The organism is Bacillus spizizenii TU-B-10 (assembly GCF_000227465.1).
In the GTDB taxonomy this organism is placed as follows: domain Bacteria; phylum Bacillota; class Bacilli; order Bacillales; family Bacillaceae; genus Bacillus; species Bacillus spizizenii.
The window spans coordinates 4,015,157-4,037,681 of sequence record NC_016047.1; the positions used below are offsets into that span (position 1 = coordinate 4,015,157).

Here is a 22,525-nt window from a genome sequence, read left to right on the forward strand (position 1 = left end):
CTTTTATTCACTTTTTAATAAGGGTAACTCGTTACAACATACCTTCCAGACTTAACAACCTTTACAGTATAAGTATGCCTACCATTCGTTTTTCTTCCAATAGGCTTTTTAAACTTCTTAAAGTGAACTGTTCTACCATCTTTTTGGACGTATGCCGGTCTAGTTCTTGCTGTTGCCTTAGTTGTTCTTCTTAAAGTTTTAGCACTTCTAAACTTGCTTTTTGGTTGCCCATTTGGCATTCGTGCCTTCGACTTAGGACCATGATCTTTTTTGATATGTTTCCAGTTGAAATTTTTACCTGATTTCGCAAATCTATAAACTCTCTTAGCACCCTTAAATATCTTCCCAGGCCCAAAGTTAGAAGCAGCCGCCCAAGCAGCACCTTTCCATCCTTTACCTGATTTATATGCCTTGTACCCATCATAGGCTGCAAACCCGGCATTTACCACAAGCCAAACCCAATGCCCATCCGGATCAACATTCATCACCGGGTTATTATTTCCATAAGCATACCCATTCTGATCCAATGAATCTCCGTCGCTACCCGGGTCTGGGTCGAGCGATAGGAATACGCCGTTTCTTGGCTCGTAGTAGCGGGCCATGAGATAGTACAGGCCGGTTTCTTCGTCATATTGGTAGCCTGCGTAACGGTAGCGGTTATCTTTTACTTCGTCGCTTGCTTCGGTTTTTGTTGGATTTCCCCATGCATCGTACTGATATTTGGCAAGAGTTTTTCCAGAGCTGTCTGAGATCGCGATGACGTCGCCGTGTGCGTTGTAGTGATAGAAATATTTCTTGCCATTCTCTGTGTAGGATAACAGCTGGCCGCTGTCCCCGTACGTGTACGATTTTGTGACTTTGTTGTCCGCGTCTGTTTCATACAAGACGTTCAAGCTGTCTCCGTCGTAGAAGTAGTTCGTGACGTTTCCGTTGACGGTTTTTTGGATTCTGTTTCCTTTCTCGTCATACTTATATGTTGCGAATGGCTTGTCTTCGCCTTTTTTTGTAACGGCTGTCAGGTTATCTTCCGCATCCCACGTATATGTGAATTTGCCGTCGGATGTGCGGTTGCCGTTTTTATCGTAAGAGATGCTTTCATCATTGACTTTTGTCAGCTGGTTCATGATGTTGAAGGAAGCGTTCACCGTTTTGCTTGAGCCGTCTTTTACAGTTGTAACGGTTTTCCGGTTCCCGAATCCATCATATGTGTATTCAATGACAGTACCGTCTTCATGGGTTTCTTTGACAAGCTGATTCAGCTTCCCATACTCATATTGCACCTTGCCGCTTGCTGAGCTGTTTATCGTTGTGCGATTGCCGTTGGCGTCATATTCATAGCTTTCTGTCAGAATGCTTCCGCCGTTTTTGTCGCCGATATGCAGCGAGCTTACAAGGTTTCTTTCGTCATAAGAAAAACTTGTTCCGCCACCGTTGCCTGTAATAAAGGTTTGGACGTTGCCATTTTCATCATAATCAAATGAATAGGAAGATGTACTGTCTTTCATCTCAATCATTTGATCCAGTTTGTTATACGTAAATTGATTCGTTCCTTTTTGATCCCCATGGCTCCATGAGAAGGTTTTCAGCTTATCGGAGTCACTAGGATATGTCCAAGTTTGGCTGCCGCCGCGGTCAGTCAATTCGGTTAAACGGTTTTTGTTGTCAAATGTCCGTTTCTTTGTGGTGTTCTGCTCTTTATTGACGACTGACGTTTCATTTCCATTTTTGTCATACGTGAAATTGTACTTTTCTGTACCGTTATATGATTTTGATTTCACCCGGTCTGTTCCATCATAAGAAAGAGACACTTCGTTGCCATTCGGTGAAATGGTTTTGGTCAGGTTGCTGTTGGCATCATATTCGCTTGCTAACACATTGCCGAGAGGGTCAGTTGTTTTGACAAGCTTGCCCATGACATCATATTCGTATTTATAGGTTTGATCTGCTCCCGCCCGGATGGTTTTGCTTACCTCATTGCCTTCCTTATCATAGCTGTGAAGGATAGAAGTGCCGTTGGAGAGCGTCATGTTTGTCAATTGGTCTGCCTGATCATACGTATAGGTTGTTTTTTCACCTTTTGCATCCGTTTCAGCTGTTTTCTTACCAGTTTCATCGTAATCAGTTGAAGTGGAGAAACCTAGTTCGTCCTCTTCCTTGGTCACATAGTTACCATTACTGTCATACGTGCTTTTTGTCAGAAGGCTTCCTTCAATCAGGCGGATATCATCAAACCAGACTGTTCCTGTCGCACTCTTTTGGAACAGAATGCTGATATCGACTTTATTGATCGGCTTTGTTTTTGGTATAACGACAGCTGCCCGGTTCCATTCCTGTGTTCCAGAAGGGAATTTGGCATTGTATACACCTGTGCTGCCGTCCGCGTAAGTGACATTAGCCTGCAGAGAATAGTCTTTTTCATCTGTAAATTTGACGCTGCTGGCTTTCGACATTCCTGTCAGTGTGAGATAAACTGGTTTGTCGTTTGCGTTTTGCCCTAAGACAACGGTTTGTTTTGTTACTGATCCGGCTTGGGACGCACTGGTCCGGGCAGCTTTTAATGATACGTCATCATTAAAGCCTTCCTCAGAATCAACGGAGGCCCCGCTTACGCTCCAGTTTTCCGTTGCTGCTGTGAAACTGCTGTTTTGAACTGGGTTATAGCTTGACGAAACTTCGCCTTTTTCCAGCTGGACTTCACCAAACCATGCTTTTCCTTTGCCATCTTTATCTCTATGATCGACTTCCATGTACACAACAGCTTTTCCTGCATTTGCCGGAGTCGTAAAAGTGATTTGCCGTTTTGTCCAGTCATTTTTTCCGGCTAATGCACTGTATTCATTGTGAATCCATTGAATTCGTTTTTGATCTTTGTCTCGCAAATCAATGTTAAAGTAGGCTCTTGATTTCGCTAGATCTGTTTTGATTTTCCCGCTTAATGTATAGGTTGTATTCGGCTCCAGCTCAACTGTTTGAGTCGCTGACGAATACCCGTGATCTGTTCCGGCAGACGTTGATTGACTCAAGACTTCCAATGCCTTTGATCCGGAAAGAACCCCGCTTTTATCGGCAATCACTGAGATTTTGCCGCTGTCTTTAGATGCAGTCAGATTCCAGCCGGATTTCTGCGCTTCAAAGCTTCCGTCTTTCAAAATATTAGTTGAAGCTGATAAATCTTTGCTGGATTGAATCTGGTTTCCATATTTATCATAAACAGCTGCTGACGATGACTTTCCACTCTGATCGGTTTCGGATACAGCATCCAGTCCGTCATAGGCAATATCCGTGACATTCCCCTCGGTATCCTTCATCTTTGTGACATCGTTGTTTTTGTTGTATTCGTACGTCTCAGTTCCATACGCGTCTTTAACCGACGTAACGTTGCCATCTTTGTCATATTGATAGCTTTCCGTTGCTTTTCCGGTTCCGACATCGTTTGGATCTACATCTTCTACGACATTATTGCCTTCATATTTTGTATTTGTTGTAATTTTTAGCCCTTCCGCATCATCAATAACCTGAATCGGATTTCCCGCTTCATTATAGCCATACTGTACTTTCCGGCCATTTGGCTGTGTCATAAGAAGCGTCTTTTTATCAGCATCATAGCTATAGACATATGTTTCTTTTTTAGCGTTGATCGCTTTTTCGAGACGGTGTCCGCTATACTGATATTCGGTAAAGACAGGCTTTGCTTCGGTGCTGTTGGCTGAATATTGTTTGACAAGACGCCCTTCCGCATCATAGTCAAAGCTTGTGACAGTCCCGTCTGTATCCGTGACTTTCTTCAGCAAATCACTCTCATATGAGTAGGTTACTTTCTTATTCTTAGGTCCGGTGATGGAGGTCACATGGCCATTTTCGTCATATGTGAATGTGAGCTTGCGGCCTGATGCGTCTGTAATGGCTGTCAGTTGATTTTTGTCATTGTAAGTGTAGACAGTTGCATTGTTATGGCCATCCACTACCTTTTGGAGTTTGCCGCCTTTTTTATTGAAATAAGCGTTGGTTTGATCCTTTGTTTTTAATATGAACTGATCAGCTGTTTCTGTTAATTCAAGATATACACCGGTCGGCGGCTGATACGTGCCATCGGCTTTTTTCGTAAATCGATGTGTCGTAGCGTCTTCATCGATATACATTGCCCCGCCATCCGTCGAGATGACAGATGTTTCTGCATCAGCATACCAGCCTTGCCCAAATAAATGATCAGAGGTGTCAAGACTGTTGTAGGTTCTCGATAAGCCAAGTCCCGGTCCGCGTCCGTCAATTGACAGGTCTTCTTCATTCACAATAACATTGCCTGTCGCACCATTTAACTGGCCGCTTGGGATATCAATGATAGACCAGTATTCTTCTGTTCCAAGGAATTCTGCGCCTTCATGGAACGTTGGGTTAAAGGGTGCCGTCGGAATCGTTTCACCATTTGCATTATAGGCGGAAAGCGTGAAAGAATAATTCTTCTTCCCTTTGTAATTCCCATTTGCATTGTTATAGACAGGTGATGGATCGAGTGCCAATTCACGGCCCTTTCCGTCTGTATGCAGCTTATAGCTTCCGGCTTTTATTTCCTCAGGCGTCGGCCAGATGTTTTTATTTTGGGTTGTCCAATGATCCACGTCACCCACATCATAGGACTGATATTCTTTCCCGTTATAGATGTTAACTTTATAGCCTTTCGCATTTTGAACCTTTTCCCATATCAAATTCACATAGCCCGTTTGACTCGATTTTGTGTTTGTATACAAATAGCCAGTTAAATTCTTTGGCTTAGCGATATCAGGAAGTGTCGGATTAGCAGCCGGTGATGCAATGGCTTCGCCGTCTTTGTTATAGGCGATTATTTTAAATGAGTAATTTTTTTTGGCTCCGTCTCCTCCGGCGTTTTTATAAGTTGGGCCAGGATTGATCGGCAGCTCTGCTCCGTTTCCGTCCTTTAGATGAAGAGCATATTTTCCCGCTTTGATTTCTGCACTTGTCGGCCAGATCTTTTTCCCCTTGGTGGTCCAAGATGTCTGATTTCCCAGATCAAGTGTCTCAAAGCCTTTCCCATTGAATACCTGAACTTTATAGCCGGTGGCTCCTGATACAGCTTTCCAAGAAAGATCAAAATATCCTGTGGCATTTCCATTATTATAGCCCTTGGTTGACGGTGCTTGTGCTTTTCCTACATTAGGGATAACGGGCTTTGCCGGTGCAGACATCGCACCTTCACCTTGGTCAAATATCGCACTGACGCCAATCCAATAGTTTTTGCTTGTGGCATAGCTTCCGCCAGAATTCTTATAGACCGGGGATGGGTCTAGTGCCAATTCGGCTCCGTCCTTGCCGTCCACATGCAGTTTATATCGCTTGGAAGCAATTTCTGCGCTCGTAGGCCAGATCTTTTTTCCTTTAGTACTCCACGATGTGACGTTGCCTGCAGAGATCGCTTGATACTCTTTACCATTGTAAATCCATACTTTATATCCTTTCGCACCTTCAACCTTTTTCCAGCTGATATCAAAATAACCAGTGGAGTCTCCGTTGTGATACGCTTTAATGGAAGGGGTGTTTCCCTTTGGTATGGTATACGTCACTTCAATATACGGTTTATTCGCGGAGTTCGCTGAGGAAATTAGTTTTTTCCAATATTCCTTGCCGTTTCCGTTTGTATGAAGCTTAAATCCATAGTTGGCCCCACCGGAGTTCCATGACTTTACAGCAGCAGTCACATCGTAACTTGCCCACTGTCCTTTATGAACCTCAGCTTTTCCGATATTTTTCGATGCTGGTTTGGTGTTCCATGTCACTTTTCCATTATCGTAATTGCTGTTGACTGTATCCAGCCAAAGACCGGTTGCCTTTGTTCCATAATAGGAATGGGCTACGTATGTTTTTAATGTAGCTTTGGTGACAGCCATATTTTGAATCGGTTTTAGGTTGTTAAATTTCATGAACGCATAGTTTGTGCCTGTCGTTTTGTCATAGTAGCCCGTTTTCAGCACATAAGACTTTAAGTTAGCATCCCATTTTTGCGAGGACGCCGAATAGTTCGTCGTCGGATAGGCACTCATGACAAACGTATCTGATGATACAGATAAAGATGTTGACGGGTCGATAGATACTGGATATACGCGTTCCGGGTCTTTCAGCCAGTTCTCGTCTGCTGTGAGGTGAAGCAAATACCCTTCTTCATTCTTTTCCAGCTTATAGCTGACTTTGTCTGACCGTTCAACCTCGCCAGAAAGCTCATCTAACTTTGAATCCGTCATAAAAGGTTTAGGCACAGAAAAAACAACTTTTCCTTTTTCATCAGAAAAATCAATGGATCCATCCTCTTGTTCTTTAGCCTGCAAATCGGTTTTTACCTGAAATGTAAATGTGTTGTATCCATCATACTGATGAAGGACTAAATCTTCTTTGATGTTTTCGTTGAATGTGAAAGTCTGAAGATCAATATTCGGAAAAACATCCGGATAAACAATCTCATTACTGTCAGTCTTATAATCTGCTGAGGTATCTTTCGGAGTAAGTGAAGTTTTATTTGGGCCTTTCGCTTCTACAAGTGAATATGTAACCTTATGGTCATTGTGCTCAAAAGTCGCATAAAGCCCGTTCTTCATTTGCTTTTGAAAATCTGAATTCAAAATGGCATTCTCTGTCTCGACTTGTTTGCTTGTCGATTCTTTTAACTCAGGAGAAATGTCTTCCCAGTCAGCATTCGGTGTTTCCTTTGTATGAATAGGATCAAGGTATACTTCCTGTTTATAGACACCGTCTCCTTCATAATAAAGCTTTGTATTTTCTGTTCTTTCTGAGGTGATCTCTCCCTCTTTGTTTATATCTTTTGAAGGAAAAGGTACGGCTTCCTCAGTTTGTTCATTCCGAGGAGTTTCTTCTGGGTCATCAGAAACGATACGATTTCCAGCCTCTTCTTCTGTGGTTTTTGCCAGTACATCTGCCGGCAATAATGAAATCATTAAAGACAACACTAAAAATGCTGCAATGAACCTTTTAAAGGTCCGCCTCTTTCTTTTTTTCATTTCCTCTCTCCTTTTGTAATAAAAGTAATATTTACTCAATAATCTTAACTAGACTGAAATATTATTACAATATTTTTCTAGAAAGTTTATCTTATTTTAAGGATTAGCGAGAGTAAATTGACCTAAAACAAAAAAGGCCAATTAGGCCTTTTTACATTCTTTCTATCATTATTGAATTTGTTCCATATCCTTACCCTCAGCAACCACATCCGCTTTTCTCTGCCTCCTGACAAGCGTCAAAGCCATGCCCGCAAAGATCATCACGATACCTAGTGTTTGATAGAGGTCTGGGCGGAAACCTGTGAAGACGGTATCGAGTACGATCGCAACAGCCGGGTCGAGGAAGACAATGATTGAAATGAATTTCGTTGATAAAAATCGTAAACTGTCAAAAAACAGTAAATACACAATACCCGTATGGATGATACCGGTAGATACCACCATAATCCAGTTTCCTTGAGACAGGTCAGCAAAAGCGCCGAAGTGAATAAATGGAATCAGGATGATAACCCCTAAACCCGTTTGCAAGAAGGTTGTCGTGTAAGGACTGAGGTTTTGAATGCCTTTTCCCAATAAAGTGGTGAACGCATAAAACAGTGCGGCGAGAACGGCCCATATGATCCCTGATCCCATCAGCTGTGTCAATGAAGTGCTGCCGTTAATTCCGGAAATCAGCGCAGTTCCCAGAAAGCAGATGATAATGGAGCTGACGGAGATCACATTTAATTTCTCTCTGTAGATGATGCTCCCCAGAAGAAGAACAAGCACCGGTGCAAGGTGATAAACGGAGATGGCGATCGTGACAGATGTTTCTTCAAAAGACTTAAATAAAAACACCCAGTTGAATACAAGAAAGAAACCGCACGCCAATGTTTGCAGCACTTCTCTCTTGCTCCACTTTTCAGTTTTATACTGGCCGGACGCCAGCCAGCAAAAGCTTAAAAATAGCGTCGCGCAAAGGCAGCGGACAAAGACCAATTCAAATGACGGCAGATTGGTATGCTCTGAGAAAAAGCCGATGGAACCGAAAATCACCATGGAGATGACCATTTTGATTACGGCTGTTGATTTTTGTTTTGACGATATGGAAAGATCCTGTTGCATCAAGCGTAATCTACCTCCAGTACCCATAGCATATTTTTTATAAATTCAGAAATCTACACATGGAATTCCTCTTTTTTACATGCAGATATTATAACACTTCTATTCTAAATAGAAAAAAGCGCCCGAGAGGCGCTTTTTTAACAAATCTATCGAACAATCAAAACCGGGCAAGTTGATAATTGAGACACTTTATGGCTGACGCTTCCTAGCATCATTTCTTTCAAGCCGCTGATGCCCCGGCTGCCGACTACGATCAGGCCGACGCCTTTCTCTTTTGCGGTATTTAGTATCTCATGAGCCGGCTCGCCCTGCGCGTAAAATATTTCAGCTTGAACACCGTTCTCGGCTGCTTTTTCTTTTGCATTCTCAAGGATTTTGAGACCCTCTTTTTTAACCTCGTTCCTGATTTCATCAATAAAATGTTCAGGCACATAGACAATTCCCGTCAGAGAAGAAGTCGTGACGACGGCTTCTCTCCCCACATGAAGAATGCTTAGTTCCGCCTGCTGCTCTTTGGCCAAATGCACTGCGGCATCAAGCGCTTTTTCACTCATATCTGATCCGTCAATCGCAACTAACATTTTGTTAAACATGCTCTTCCCGCCTTTCGGACTGTGGGTGGTTCATCTTTCTCTTTTATTGTCCGCCTGCTTTTAGTTATTGTCAATTGAAGCGCATGAGTTTTCAAAAAATTGTCAGAGACTCTCTCCGTTTGTGGCGATGACCTGCTGATACCAGTTGAAGCTTTTTTTCTTGATGCGGTTTAATGTTCCGTTTCCTTCATTGTCCCGGTCCACATAAATGAAGCCGTAGCGTTTTTTCATTTCCGCAGTAGATGCGCTGACAAGGTCAATTGGCCCCCATGATGTGTAGCCGATTAAATCAACGCCGTCCGCAATCGCTTCGCGCGCTTCAATTAAATGATCACGCAGATAGTTGATTCTGTAATCGTCCTGGATTGTGCCGTCCTCCTCAACTTTGTCTACAGCGCCAAGGCCGTTTTCAACGATAAATAGCGGCTTCTGATAGCGGTCGTATAAGGTGTTGAGCGTGATGCGCAAGCCTTTCGGGTCAATCTGCCAGCCCCATTCTGATGATTTCAGATAAGGATTTTTGACTCCGCCCAGCAGGTTGCCCCCTGATTTTGCAAGATCTTCAGGATCAGTGCTTGCCGCCATTGACATGTAATAGCTGAATCCGATGTAATCCACCGTATGTTCTTTCAAGAGCTCTTCATCGCCTTCAGCCATTTCAATTTCAATATTGTTTTCTGCCAGATAGCGTTTCATATATCCCGGGTACGCACCTCTTGCCTGCACATCTGAGAAGAAAAGTGTTTTGCGCTCATTCTCCATTGCCGCGAAGACATCCTCCGGCTTAGAAGTCATCGGATAGGTTGTCGTTGCCGCTATCATACAGCCGATTTTCGAATCAGGAATGATGTCGTGACCCGCTTTGACAGCAAGAGCACTGGCCACAAATTGGTGGTGTGCCGCCTGGTACATCGCGTTTCGCTTGTTTTCTCCTTCTTCAAAGACAAGACCGCCTCCGGTAAACGGCGCATGGAGCACCACGTTAATTTCATTGAAAGTCATCCAATACTTCACTTTGTGTTGATAGCGTTTAAAAACCGTTTTGGCATAGCGTTCATAAAACTCTATGACTTTGCGATTCTTCCAGCCGCCATAATTTTTCACTAAACCGAGCGGCATTTCATAATGAGAGATGGTTACGACAGGCTCAATATGATGCTTTAACAGCTCATCAAACAGATCATCATAAAAGCTGAGGCCTTCTTCATTGGGCTCCTCTTCATCGCCATTCGGAAAAATTCTCGTCCACGCAATCGATGTGCGGAACGCCTTAAATCCCATTTCTGCAAATAAGGCGATATCCTCTTTATAACGATGATAAAAGTCAATCCCGTTGTGATACAGATTCAAGGAAGTCATTGATTCATCAAATGGAGACATGATCCCGTTCGGCGATACATCAGCTGTCGAAAGCCCCTTACCGCCCTCGTTATAAGCACCCTCAACTTGGTTGGCAGCAACTGCGCCGCCCCATAAAAATCCTTCTGGAAATCGTTTTGCATTTGAACTCATATTGATCACCCCATCAGTTTTTTAAGATAAAGCAAGCAGCGCTTCTTTTGTCTGCACTTTGCCGATTTCTTTCACCGGTGAAAACGAATATTGGTCTGTGTTGGTCACGATCACCGGGGTAATGACGTCATATCCCGCGGCTTTGATTTGTTCCAGATCAAAGGACACGAGCGGATCTCCCGGCGCGACCTTGTCGCCTTCTTTGACGTGAGCTGTGAACCATTGTCCCTCGAGTTTCACCGTGTCCAATCCAATGTGTATGAGGATTTCAGCCCCCTGATCACTCGTAATGCCAATTGCATGTTTTGTTTTAAAAATGGTGGTAACGCTTCCATGAACAGGTGAAACAACTTCTCCTTCTTCAGGCTCAATGGCAAATCCTTTTCCCATGATCCCGGCAGAAAACACCCCGTCATTGACTTCGCTTAATGCTTTCACTTCCCCTTTAATCGGGCTGTGAATGATTTCTCCGCTGCTCTCATAGCTTTTTCCTGCAGCCGGCTGCTGGCTGCCGTCAGACGGTACATCCTCGAATCCAAGCAAATACGCAGCTGCTGTTCCTGCCGCGAAAGCAATCACAAGACCGATCATCGCGTAAATAAACGTTGGGCCGATAAAGACAGGGATACTCGGCAGACCCGCATTCCCCCCGACAATATAGGAAGCAACACCCGTCATCCCGTAAAAAGCGCCACCGGCCGCACCGCCAATCAAAGCGGCCGCAAACGGTTTCTTCAAACGCATATTCACGCCGTACATCGCAGGTTCTGTAATTCCCATCAACGCCGTTATGCTTGTGGTAAGCGCGAGTGATTTAAACTTTTTGTTTCTGGAGCGAAGGAAGACGGCAAATGATGCCCCGGCCTGCCCCATATTCGCCAAAAACATAGCCGGCAGTAAATAATCGTGGCCGTTTTGAGCGATGTTGTTGATCATAATCGGCACAAAGGCATAATGCATGCCTGTCATAATGATTAAAGAGAACGTTCCCGCCAGCAAAATCATCGCTACCAGCCCTGCATGATCAAATAAATAATTGACCCCAGCAGACAAGTATTCTCCTAAAATAGCGCCAAGCGGACCGACAGTAATCAATGTCAGCGGCACGACAATCAATAATGTGAATGTCGGAACCACAATCAATTTGAGAGACGAGTGTGTAAAACGGTCAATCCACTTTTCCACGTATGAAGCAATCCAAATCGCCAGCAAAATCGGAATGACTGTTGACGAATAAGTGGCAGCGGTTACAGGAAGCCCGATAAAGGAAATCGGTTTCCCCGCACCAAGCAGTGCCGTCAAATCCGGGTGCAAAATCGCCGCCGCAATGGCTGCCGCTACATACGGATTGCTTCCGAATTTTCTCGCCGCACTCATCGCAAGAAGAAGCGGCAGGAAGTAGAACGCGCCGTCACCGACAGCCGTTAAAATGACATGAACCTGACTGTTCTCAGCCATCCAGCCAAACGTGACCGCTAGCGCAACAAGCCCTTTGATCATCCCCGCTCCCGCAATCGCAGGCAGAATCGGGGTAAACACACCAGAAATCACATCAAAGACCGCACTCAGCACATTCTTTTTCTGAGAGGATGAACCAGCGCTCTTCTCATCACTGAGATTGCTATGCTGCAGCATCGCCTGATACACCTTCGGCACATCGTTTCCGATAATGATTTGAAACTGCTCGCCGCTGATATTGGTGCCCATCACACCCGGCAGCTGCTCCAACTGACTGCGATCCGCCTTTGAGTTGTCATGAAGATTAAAACGAAGCCTCGTCATACAGTGAATCACGCGCTGCACGTTGTCTTCACCGCCTACGAGTTGTAATATGTCTTTCGATAATTTATCATAATCCATGTGTATACCTCCTTTTTATGGGGGGACTGCTGGATGAAAGGTGGCCGCCTTTCACCAGCTTTTTTTGTATCAAAAAACGCATCACCTCCTAAATGAGAATAAAAAAAACCTAAATGACGCAGATTGCCAGAGTCTCCTCCTGCACCTGCACCATTTAGGTTTTGCCTGCTTTCGCAGTAACAATCCTGACGGGTCGCTGTATTTGTTTGTAGGTATACTTTAGCACTAGATTTAGAGGATGTCAACGCTTTCATTTTTGGTTTTTGAACTACTAATTTACTATTTAAATAACATTGTTTTTAATTTATCTAGCGCTCTACCACAAGAGGTTTTTGATAGCTATCAACTAGAAAGTTTTCAAAATATGCACGTAAAGCTCCTTTTACAAAAGTTTGTTGTTTTATTTTTTCTATGTTCTCATTATCATTTAAAAATTCGCCTACAAACTTCTTAAAAAGAGTATTTAAATAGTTATGATCTTCTTGATTTACTAAACTCTTTTTTTCTAATCTAAATCAATAACTTTCTCGACCTGTTTTTTAAGCTTTGTTTCGCTACACATCGCTAACTTCTACTCTCTGAAGTTTTATCTCATTACCCAAAACTCGAAAGTATAGTCCACAATCTTCTTTGCTAGTTTCATCAAATTCAGTTTTTAATAAAACCCCTCACTTATCATTTTGAGTTTTTAAAACTCAAGATAGGACTTGCTTTGTCCACCCAAAAGTTATTTTAAAAAACCTTGAAAGGCACTTTGCCAATCAAGGTAAAACAGTTACTACTCTAAAGCTGGATTTACTAGGAAGCAAACCGTAAGGCCCTGAAAACTATTCAATTAAAATATAGTTTGAAGTGAGATATTTATAATCAGGAATATCTTCTAACTTGAAAAACTCTTAGTTATTTTATCTTAAATTATCATATAACATTTGTATTAAGTCCGATATAGATCTCAGTTTCGATATCTTCATATTCTTTTAGTATAACTATAAGCGAATGTGTTTCTATGCCAACAACTCTTTTGGTGTTATCCTTGTAATTTAAAATATTGAGATAAATTATTCACATACTTATCATAGTCATCGTCTTTACATTTATTCATAATAGTCTCTACAGTAGAATTGACAGTTTTTATATTAAAATCTCTCATTATGAAATATCCATGCCCTAATTCAATTTCAGTACTTTCAAGTATCTTATCCAATCTTTTAGGGCTAAGAACGTTAAAAGTAAACAAATCAGAAGCACCTGGTATATCGTGCAATCCTACATCAAGTTCAAATGAAACGTAGAAATCATCAGCGTCTTCACCCCAATTTTCATAATCCTTAGTTAAAGCTTTAATTTCTAACATAATTATATCCCACCTTTTAATCTAAAATATCAACATGTACATTTCTTAATTCTGTTTTTGATCCTACAACCGTAATTTCATTTTCAGTAAAGTTTGCTCTCCACATTTTTTCTTTTGGTTTATATTGCAATCTAAAAGCTCTCATTTTATCTACACTTTTGTACCCTAAAAAATTTCCTGCTTTATCATACATTTTTTCTGCTCCTTCACCAACCCATCCTTTTCCTGCATCTAGTGCATTCTGACGTGTTGAACTACCAAGGGTTGATAAACCTTTGGGTGAATTTTTTATTCCTATAACAGTTTGGGAAGAGCTTAAATTATCTACATATCCGGGATGCCACCACTTACTATTAACGCTACCCTTAGGAGTTTTCTTCTTTACATCTCCCTTTATATCTTTCTCCGCAACATGCTTAGCCACATCTGTGACAACACGCTTCCCGCCTCGAACCGCCAATTTTTTAACAGCGCCCTGAGGACTTACCCACTCAATAAATTCATACTGCGTTCCAGCCAGAAATGAATCCAATGACTTAGCTCCGCCTACTTTATCCTCTGGTATGTAAGAAACTTCTTCTAGCCGCTTTTTCCCTCCAGCGTAGAATTCTCTCACAATTTGGCCGTTTTCATATACAAAATATTTGCCGCCGACGTAGTCGATGCTTGCAGTATCACGAGTTAGTTCGTCAATCACTTCTATCGTATCTATCTTTTTTAATCCTTTATGATTATATAGTTTATCATTTATCACCCGTATGTCTCCATAGACTTTCGGATGGGCTGCTGCTTCTTTCTGTAATACAGTTAAGTTACTATCATCAGCATGAATCTCACGCTCGATCTTCTGTTGTTTGCCATCCTTCATCACGGTATCAACGTTGGACTGCTTATGTTTCTCCAGCTTCTTCAACATCAACTCCATCGGTGAATCATCCGCCTGCTTCATTTGCGAGTTTATGCCGCCGAAGGTTTGGTTGATCTTTTCTTCTTCCTGTGATTTCAAAATCGAGCCGCTTTTGTACCCTGTAATTTCAATTTTCGGCCCTGTGTACATCGTTTCGAGCTGATCGATATACTTTTTCATCGTTTGAAAATCTGATTTTGCGGTTTCTAGTGCTTGGGTTTGCTGACCGTCAAATTGAAAGAGCTTGTTCAGGGTGTCCGAAATCAGTCGCTCAGCCTGTTCTGTTTCCATTCGGAAAAAGGTATCATTGACTGTCGGCAGGCTGACGATGTGGTCGATGGCTGATGTCTGGCGATTGACTGCGTCAGTGAGCTGCTCTGTCACTTCTCGTGCATGCTTGACCCCGTGTCTCGCATCGTGTGAGAGAAAAGCCTCTGCGATCATGCCATGGGAGTCAGATTCTACAGAGGAAATCGCATGCTGTGTTTGTTTCAGCACTTTTTTATATTCGTCGATAAATATGCCAAAGAAAAGGAGAAAAGGCTTGTGGCACTCCTCGTAAAAAGTCCGGATCGCATCTCCGCCTTTTCCTTTTAACGCATCCTTCATGCCTGCCAGATGCTCAACGCTTTTTTCCAGCTTCTCCAGCTGCTGTTTTTGCTTGTCCAGTTTCTCAATCGTATGCTGAATGCCCTCGTGAAGAGCGTGGACATCTAATGTTTTCAATCCCTTGTCCTCCCGCGCTTTATTTCATGGAAGATGATATGTTTTTATCCGTTTCCTTCATGGCATTTACTGCACTTTCAGTTTGTGCAATATGCTTGGCCAGAACGGACGCATATGCTTCAGTGAGCTCTTTGATGTCCTCATTTAATTGCTCGATGGACTTCACAACATTCAAATGATTTCTGCCTGAGATATGGCCGGGCAAGGAGGATTTGAGTTCAGCTGAATTCTTGAGCTGAGAGAGCCCTTGCTTCACTGTGCCATAGATCATTTTAATTTCCTGTGCCATTTGTGCTCACCTCACTTTTTATGTTTGTCCTTCTCTATTTCATGCTCTATCCTCGTAATTTGGCGTCTTATGGAATAGACATCGCCCTCTAATGAGTGGATTTTCCCTTCGATGCTTTCGATAATTCCACTGACCTGTTCGCTTTTAATTTGATGATATGCTTTGTTCATTCCTTCACGAATATCTTCAAACCGCTCAGCATGTGTTCCTCTCCATGCATCCGGGGTGAGATGAGGCCGGTGAATGAGATGCTGGGCCTCAGAAAAATCGTGTTTGATTTGCCTGATTTCGTGCAGCACTCGTTTTAACTGATGGATCTGTTCCTGCTTTTCATGTAAGTCGGCTTTTACCGAATGTAACAACATTTCACTATGCATGCCGCAACACCTCATGTTTCTATCAAACTGTGTCAATTCTTTACAATACAGACTATTTTCATATTACATGATGGGTCATATTGGATAAATAGGTAAAAGGGTCTGTCTTAAGGAGAGTTATCCCGGTTCTAAATTGCTAAAAATTCGATTTATATGATTTTATAAGGGGGATGATAATCATAAAGGGGGTCTTTTTGTTTAGGCCTTCAACCTCACTACCATTTCTAGTTTTTTCTCACTCTTAACCGTTACTTATAGTCAATAAAGATCATAAAAAACGCCTTCTCTCGAAGGCGATTCTCCATCTTATTTAGATCCCCAAACAGTCTCACCGCGCACATTCAATACACTAAACGTCATCACGTTCTTCTCTCTCACCGAATCCCACTGCTGTAAAAACACTCCGCTATACTTCTTGCCGGCTAACGTAAGTTCAGCTGTATTTTTTCCGGTTTTCTGCCATGTTCCGGTCATGTCCCCGGAAATGGTATGGTTTTTGTTGAGCTGGATGTTGATGGTTTTTTTGATGTCGGCTGAAATGTCTTTTCCGTGCTGGATGAGTTTGTATGTTCCTGTGATGTCTTTTTGTTTAACTTCTTTCAGTGTTTCTCCTGCGTAACGATATGGCGCTGTTACCGGCCAGCCGTCTTTGTTCATGAACATTTGGTGGACTCTGACTTCGTGTTCTTCACCTCTGCCCGGGAAGCGGGTGTGGAAGATTAAATAGGAGCGTCCGGTTTTTTCGTCATAATATGCGGAATTGTGGCCTGGTGAGACGTAACCGGTTCCTTTTTCTTTTTCTGTCTCAAATGAATAGCTGCCCATGAGTTTGACGCCGTACGGTTCAATGGAACGGTCGTCGAAGAATGTTCCTTCTTTTCCGCGGACGTCAAGCATCGAGTTGCCTTCTGCGTCATAGTAAGGGCCGTCCGGTTTTTTGGAGCGGGCCACACGGAGGTTGTAGCCGCCTGTTGCGTCGAGACCGCCATATGATAGGTATAAATAGTAGTATTGGGTGTCTGGATTGTAGAGAACATATGGGCCTTCAATTCTGCTGTGGTTGCCGCCGAGCAGTTTTTTCCCGTATCCCTGCCCAGGAAGCGGGAAGCCCGTTTTCGGATTCATTTCAAGAATGAAAATGCCGCCTGAGTATGATCCATACACCATCCACAGCTTGCCGTTTTTATCAAAGAAGGTATGCGGGTCTACGACATTCGGATGTTTGGTCGCGTCATACGGTGTTCCATCATCGCTTGTTCCTTCCATGCCTGATTTCAAAAAGATGCCTTTGTTTTTGTATGGGCCTTCGATGTTATCTGCGACAGCGACACCCATGGCGGATCTAGGCGAGTCGCCGCGGCAGGCGTTGTAGTACATGTAGTATTTTCCATCCGCCAGCTGTGTGACGTCAGCCGCCCACAGGGTATCAGATTGCGCCCATTCGAAGGTATCTTTTAATTCTTCGTAGACATTCGGAATCAGAGGATTGTCGTTGCTTACACTGGTGGTCAGCTGCTGCCATTGCATGAGGTCATTTGTTTTTGCTGAAGCGAGATGAGATCCAAATACATAAAAGGTGCCGTTTGTCTCAATGATGGAAGGGTCATGGACGCTGACTTCTGTAAATACGGGTTTTTCTGCCTTTTGTGCATAGACGGGGTTTGGCAGGGTGAAGGCCATGATAAGGGCTGCAAGAAAACATACACGGAACAATCGATTCAACATCTACACAATTCGCCTCTCTTTTTCATTAAATTTTTAAACGCTTACATTTTTCTATGAAGGAACCCCGGCCCGTCATAAAAGCCGGATGTTTTCATATTCAAACGGGTAGGTAATTCCCCACTGTTCTCTTACATTGTCCATGATGCTCATGACATCCAGGGAGAGACTGATGGTCTGGCTGTCTGTTTGATGCAGGACTGCTGCTTGCATATCCTCTACTTCATAGTTCAACCCTTTTGCCGTTTCTCCTTCTTTCATCATCTCTGTTTTTCCATTTGCGTACGTAATGAACGCTTTGTCCGGCCTTGTCAAGTCGTCGACTGTGATAAAGCCATTTTCTCCGGCAACTACGCCTCTTTTTGGCATTTTCGCCCTCATTGTCAGTGATATGACAGCCATTTCGTTGTCTGCGTTTTTTAGAATCATGCCTGACTGCTCGTCTACACCTGTGTCAGTCGGCTTGGCCGTGCTGAGGATCTCATTTGGCTGGCTCGTGAGAAAGTACCTTGCGAAAGCGAGCGCATAGGCTCCCGTGTCTAGTAGTGCGCCGCCAGCCAGTTCTTTATTAAAGAACCGATTTGTGACGTCGTATGGCTTGCGCGTTCCAAAGGAGACTTGAACCATTTTAAGAGGCCCGATGCGACCCGCCTTCACAATCTCACGGAGTTTTTTGTATAGCGGCATATGGTAGATGGTCATCGCTTCAGACACAATCAGCTGTTTTTCTTGAGCCATGCTGATGATCTCCTTTAGCTGTCTCGCATTGACGGTAATGGCCTTCTCACAAAGAACATGCTTGTGATGCTGAAGGCATTTCATCATATATTCATAGTGATTGGAATGCGGAGTGGCAATGTAGACAATATCGACATTCTCATCTTGCAGCAGTTCTTCATAGCTGCCGTATGCTTTATCGACATGATGCTCCTTGGCGAACTTCTTTGCTTTGTCTAAGTTTCGTGACCCTGCGGCATAGACCGTTCCGTTTACTTCTCTCAGTGCTTTGGCGAAATCTGAAGCGATTGCGCCAAGTCCGATGATTCCCCAATTTAAGCTCTTCACTGCACTTCGCTCCTCTTTTATTGAAATTTATATCTAGAGTACGACAGCAGCCGCCCGCACTCCTGTCTGGCTACGGTGTGCAATGTGCTGAAAGAAAACCCGTCCTGCTTTCTGCGTCACGCTATTACAATAGCAATCTAACTTGTTAAAGACTGTAAAAAACCTTTTGACTTCTGCTGCTGAACCAATTAATATAATACTCAGTTAATAGTTATCAGAATTTTTAGGAATTGAGTGATTCATATGACACTGCATAAAGAGCGTCGGATCGGCCGGCTGTCTGTTCTTCTGCTGCTGAATGAGGCGGAAGAGAGTACACAGGTCGAGGAGCTGGAGCGAGATGGATGGAAGGTCTGTCTCGGCAAGGTAGGATCAATGGACGCGCATAAAGTAGTAGCCGCAATTGAAACCGCTTCCAAAAAGAGCGGTGTCATTCAATCTGAGGGTTATCGCGAGTCACATGCGCTTTATCATGCGACGATGGAGGCTTTGCATGGCGTGACCAGAGGTGAAATGCTGCTTGGATCGCTGCTTCGGACGGTGGGCTTGAGGTTTGCCGTTTTGAGGGGAAATCCTTATGAAAGTGAAGCAGAAGGCGATTGGATCGCTGTCTCGCTTTATGGAACAATTGGGGCGCCGATCAAAGGACTTGAGCATGAGACATTCGGCGTTGGAATCAATCACATATGAAACAGCCCATAGATCTTAGGCGATAGGGGGCTATGCGTGAAAACAGATTTTCACAGCATAGCCCCTTTTTGTATGGGCGCTTTACCAAAGTAAAGACAAAGGAGTTGGACTTATGGTGATTTTAGACGGTTCTTCATTGACAACAACCGACGTCGCGCGTGTGCTGTTTGATTTTGAAGAAGCAGCGGCTTCTGAAGAAAGTATGGAGCGCGTAAAAAAAAGCAGAGCGGCAGTGGAACGGATTGTTCACGAAGAAAAGACAATCTACGGCATTACCACCGGATTTGGCAAGTTCAGTGATGTCCTGATTCAGAAAGAAGACTCGGCGGCGCTGCAGCTGAATTTAATCCTTTCTCATGCCTGCGGTGTCGGCGACCCTTTTCCTGAATGTGTTTCCAGAGCAATGCTGCTTTTACGCGCCAATGCGCTGTTAAAAGGGTTTTCCGGTGTACGTGCTGAGCTGATTGAACAATTGCTTGCTTTTTTAAATAAACGCGTCCATCCTGTCATCCCCCAGCAGGGATCACTTGGCGCAAGCGGGGATCTGGCACCGCTTTCCCATCTGGCACTTGCGCTGATCGGCCAAGGAGAAGTCTTTTTTGAGGGGGAAAGAATGCCAGCAATGACGGGATTGAAAAAAGCCGGTATTCAGCCGGTAACGCTGACATCCAAGGAAGGGCTTGCCTTGATTAACGGGACTCAGGCCATGACCGCTATGGGTGTGGTCTCATACATTGAAGCTGAAAAACTAGCCTATCAAACTGAGCGCATTGCCAGCTTAACGATTGAAGGGCTGCGAGGAATTATAGATGCCTTTGACGAGGATATTCACTTAGCCCGCGGCTATCAGGAGCAGATCGATGTCGCAGAACGAATACGTTTCTATCTATCTGACAGCAGCCTGACAACCTCCCAAGGAGAACTGCGGGTACAGGATGCATATTCATTGCGCTGTATTCCGCAGGTACACGGTGCGACTTGGCAGACGTTAGGCTATGTCAAAGAAAAATTAGAGATTGAAATGAATGCAGCTACGGACAATCCTCTCATTTTCAATGATGGTGACAAAGTCATCTCTGGCGGAAACTTTCACGGACAGCCGATTGCCTTTGCCATGGATTTTCTGAAAATCGCAATTTCAGAGCTTGCGAATATCGCAGAGCGCCGGATCGAGAGACTTGTAAATCCACAGCTGAATGACCTGCCGCCGTTCCTAAGCCCTCATCCCGGTCTGCAATCCGGTGCAATGATCATGCAGTATGCCGCGGCCTCACTCGTTTCTGAAAATAAAACACTGGCCCATCCTGCAAGTGTGGATTCTATTCCGTCATCCGCAAACCAAGAGGACCATGTCAGCATGGGAACCATCGCCGCTCGGCATGCTTATCAGGTGATCGCGAATGCAAGAAGAGTCATTGCGATCGAAGCGATTTGCGCATTGCAGGCGGTTGAATACAGAGGCATAGAACATGCAGCGTCCTATACCAAACAGCTTTTTCAGGAAATGAGAAAAGTCGTGCCGTCCATTCAGCAGGACCGTGTGTTTTCGTATGACATTGAACGCTTGACGGACTGGCTGAAGAAGGAATCTTTATTACCAGATCATCAAAATGAAGAACTGAGGGGGATGAACATATGACTGATGTAAAAAAATCAATCCGTGCCAACAGGGGAACAGAGCTTGAATGCTTAGGGTGGGAGCAAGAGGCGGTGCTTCGGATGCTTCGAAACAACCTTGATCCGGAAGTCGCCGAGAAGCCGGAGGACCTCATCGTATACGGCGGGATTGGCAAAGCCGCACGGGATTGGGACGCTTTTCACGCCATTGAGCATTCCTTGAAAACACTAAAAAATGATGAAACATTGCTCGTGCAATCCGGAAAGCCCGTTGGCATGTTCCGTACACACCCGCAGGCCCCGCGCGTGCTTTTAGCAAATTCTGTTCTTGTTCCGAAGTGGGCGGACTGGGAGCATTTCCACGAGCTTGAGAAAAAAGGGTTAATGATGTACGGGCAAATGACGGCAGGCAGCTGGATTTACATTGGCTCACAAGGCATATTGCAAGGAACCTATGAAACCTTCGCTGAGCTGGCGAGACAGCATTTCGGAGGAAGTTTAAAAGGAACATTGACGCTGACAGCCGGGCTCGGCGGAATGGGAGGCGCCCAGCCGCTGTCTGTCACGATGAATGAAGGAGTCGTCATTGCCGTTGAGGTTGATGAGAAACGCATCGACAAGCGCATCGAAACAAAATACTGCGACCGTAAAACAGCCTCGATTGAGGAAGCATTAGCGTGGGCTGAAGAGGCAAAGCTGGCAGGAAAACCTTTGTCCATCGCTCTTCTCGGAAACGCGGCTGAGGTTCATCACACACTTTTGAACCGAGGCGTCAAAATTGATATTGTGACGGATCAGACATCTGCCCATGACCCTTTAATCGGTTATGTTCCCGAGGGCTATTCACTTGATGAAGCTGACCGTTTGCGTCAAGACAATCCAGACCTTTACGTGCGCCTTGCGAAGCAAAGCATGAAAAAACATGTGGAAGCCATGCTGGCCTTTCAACAAAAGGGCTCTGTTGTATTTGACTACGGCAACAATATCCGGCAAGTCGCAAAGGATGAAGGGCTGGAGAATGCCTTCGATTTTCCGGGGTTTGTCCCTGCCTACATTCGCCCCTTATTCTGCGAAGGAAAAGGACCGTTCCGCTGGGCGGCGCTTTCCGGTGATCCGGCAGATATTTACCGTACGGATGCGTTATTAAAAGAACTGTTCCCGGAACATAAAGCCCTTCACCGCTGGATTGATATGGCACAGGAAAAAGTCACGTTCCAAGGCTTGCCGTCCCGTATTTGCTGGCTTGGATATGGAGAACGAAAAAAGATGGGCCTCGCCATTAACGAGTTGGTTAGAAACGGAGAGCTAAAAGCGCCTGTCGTCATTGGAAGAGATCATTTGGACTGCGGGTCTGTCGCCTCTCCAAACCGGGAGACAGAAGCGATGAAGGACGGAAGTGATGCTGTCGGCGATTGGGCTGTGCTAAATGCGCTTGTCAATACGGCGGCGGGTGCAAGCTGGGTTTCCTTCCACCATGGCGGAGGCGTTGGAATGGGCTATTCCCTGCATGCCGGCATGGTCGCGGTTGCTGATGGAAGTGAGCTGGCTGACGAGCGGCTTGCCAGAGTCTTAACGAGCGACCCGGGAATGGGCATTATCCGTCATGCGGATGCGGGTTATGAACGTGCCGTTGAAGTAGCGAATGAACAGGACATTATCGTGCCGATGCAAAAATAAAGGAGTGATG

Annotated in this window: 14 protein-coding genes; 3 read left to right on the forward strand and 11 right to left on the reverse strand. The window is 44.3% G+C overall.

Annotated elements, in window-relative coordinates:
* Nucleotides 1-14 precede the first annotated feature (14 nt).
* The 11 genes from wapA to GYO_RS42210 all read right to left on the reverse strand — a co-directional run bounded on the left by wapA (nucleotide 15) and on the right by GYO_RS42210 (nucleotide 18,531).
* On the reverse strand, nucleotides 15-7,022 hold the full coding sequence (gene wapA / locus GYO_RS42160; RefSeq protein ID WP_014115727.1) for a tRNA nuclease WapA: 7,008 nt from the start codon (nucleotides 7,020-7,022) through the stop codon (nucleotides 15-17).
* 168 nt (nucleotides 7,023-7,190) lie between these two features.
* Entirely contained in the window at nucleotides 7,191-8,126 is a 936-nt protein-coding gene (locus GYO_RS42165) for a DMT family transporter (RefSeq protein WP_041521213.1), read from the reverse strand.
* A gap of 146 nt (nucleotides 8,127-8,272) precedes the next feature.
* Complete coding sequence (locus GYO_RS42170) at nucleotides 8,273-8,719, reverse strand: universal stress protein (protein WP_014115729.1); 447 nt, start codon at nucleotides 8,717-8,719, stop codon at nucleotides 8,273-8,275.
* 102 nt (nucleotides 8,720-8,821) lie between these two features.
* Complete coding sequence (gene bglH / locus GYO_RS43885; RefSeq protein ID WP_014115730.1) at nucleotides 8,822-10,231, reverse strand: aryl-phospho-beta-d-glucosidase; 1,410 nt, start codon at nucleotides 10,229-10,231, stop codon at nucleotides 8,822-8,824.
* A 21-nt stretch (nucleotides 10,232-10,252) separates the two neighbouring features.
* The gene (gene bglP / locus GYO_RS43890; RefSeq protein ID WP_014115731.1) at nucleotides 10,253-12,091 is read right to left on the reverse strand and encodes a PTS beta-glucoside transporter subunit IIABC; all 1,839 of its coding nucleotides are present in this window, start codon (nucleotides 12,089-12,091) and stop codon (nucleotides 10,253-10,255) included.
* A gap of 1,027 nt (nucleotides 12,092-13,118) precedes the next feature.
* Nucleotides 13,119-13,445: an Imm8 family immunity protein gene (locus GYO_RS42185; protein ID WP_041521106.1), complete on the reverse strand. Its 327-nt coding sequence runs from the start codon at nucleotides 13,443-13,445 to the stop codon at nucleotides 13,119-13,121.
* 16 nt (nucleotides 13,446-13,461) lie between these two features.
* A complete protein-coding gene (locus tag GYO_RS42190; protein WP_014115732.1) occupies nucleotides 13,462-15,078 on the reverse strand; it encodes a ribonuclease YeeF family protein in 1,617 nt (538 codons plus the stop codon).
* 19 nt (nucleotides 15,079-15,097) lie between these two features.
* Nucleotides 15,098-15,367, reverse strand: coding sequence for a YwqI/YxiC family protein (locus GYO_RS42195; protein WP_014115733.1), 270 nt, complete (start codon nucleotides 15,365-15,367; stop codon nucleotides 15,098-15,100).
* 11 nt (nucleotides 15,368-15,378) lie between these two features.
* Entirely contained in the window at nucleotides 15,379-15,744 is a 366-nt protein-coding gene (locus GYO_RS42200) for a YwqH-like family protein (RefSeq protein ID WP_014115734.1), read from the reverse strand.
* A gap of 306 nt (nucleotides 15,745-16,050) precedes the next feature.
* The gene (abnB, locus tag GYO_RS42205; RefSeq protein ID WP_041521107.1) at nucleotides 16,051-17,469 is read right to left on the reverse strand and encodes an arabinan endo-1,5-alpha-L-arabinosidase AbnB; all 1,419 of its coding nucleotides are present in this window, start codon (nucleotides 17,467-17,469) and stop codon (nucleotides 16,051-16,053) included.
* A gap of 72 nt (nucleotides 17,470-17,541) precedes the next feature.
* Nucleotides 17,542-18,531: a Gfo/Idh/MocA family protein gene (locus tag GYO_RS42210; protein WP_014115736.1), complete on the reverse strand. Its 990-nt coding sequence runs from the start codon at nucleotides 18,529-18,531 to the stop codon at nucleotides 17,542-17,544.
* A 243-nt stretch (nucleotides 18,532-18,774) separates the two neighbouring features.
* Here GYO_RS42210 and hutP point away from each other — a divergent pair, with 243 nt between their 5' ends.
* The 3 genes from hutP to hutU all read left to right on the forward strand — a co-directional run bounded on the left by hutP (nucleotide 18,775) and on the right by hutU (nucleotide 22,515).
* Nucleotides 18,775-19,221, forward strand: coding sequence for a histidine utilization transcription antiterminator HutP (gene hutP / locus GYO_RS42215; RefSeq protein ID WP_003243875.1), 447 nt, complete (start codon nucleotides 18,775-18,777; stop codon nucleotides 19,219-19,221).
* A 112-nt stretch (nucleotides 19,222-19,333) separates the two neighbouring features.
* Nucleotides 19,334-20,860, forward strand: a complete 1,527-nt coding sequence (gene hutH, locus GYO_RS42220; protein ID WP_014115737.1) for a histidine ammonia-lyase — start codon at nucleotides 19,334-19,336, stop codon at nucleotides 20,858-20,860.
* Nucleotides 20,857-22,515, forward strand: a complete 1,659-nt coding sequence (hutU, locus tag GYO_RS42225) for a urocanate hydratase (RefSeq protein ID WP_014115738.1) — start codon at nucleotides 20,857-20,859, stop codon at nucleotides 22,513-22,515. Before hutH ends, hutU begins: the two co-directional genes overlap by 4 nt.
* Nucleotides 22,516-22,525: the final 10 nt, after the last annotated feature.